Here is a 534-nt window from a genome sequence, read left to right on the forward strand (position 1 = left end):
CAAACAAATCTGGTTGCTGCTGACTCAGGAGGATTGGTACTTACATGTAGATATATTTCCACCCCAAAAAGCACCGCTCCAATTGGACGCACCGCCGCGCTTGCCCAAGAGGTATCCTGATATCACCCAAATTTTTGATTGGCAGACCTACGTACCTCCTCCTGATCCCGACGAAGAACGCGATTATTGGCTTAGCCATCATGGTGTAGAAGAAGATGTACCTTTCCTATGGAGCGATTGATGAAAGTAACCGAAGAACAAATTCGCATTGCTACTGACAACTTTTCTGTTGAGGTGACAATATTCCTTCAACAAGTCAAAAGTGCAACCAATCTTTTGAATTTCTGCTATTAGGTAGAGCAATTCTTCACAGCTTGCTTGACAATTTAGGCAAGGATTCCATGAAAGAATTTGAGGAAGTTTTAGCAAAAGTTAGGGAAGGTAAAATTCCATTATGACCCAAGCGATCGACGATATCATTGCCCGCTTTGGGCAACGAGATTGGCGCGGACAAAAAGCGAGGGAAAGCTTTTG

At 43.6% G+C, this 534-nt stretch carries 1 protein-coding gene; it reads left to right on the forward strand.

The genetic code is table 11. The annotated features are described in order from the left end of the window. Window positions 1-241: hypothetical protein (locus MiSe_RS49745; RefSeq protein ID WP_226595023.1), on the forward strand; the 241-nt coding region annotated here is incomplete at its 5' end. Window positions 242-534 lie beyond the last annotated feature (293 nt).

Source organism: Microseira wollei NIES-4236 (assembly GCF_020521235.1).
GTDB classification, from domain to species: domain Bacteria; phylum Cyanobacteriota; class Cyanobacteriia; order Cyanobacteriales; family Aerosakkonemataceae; genus Microseira; species Microseira wollei.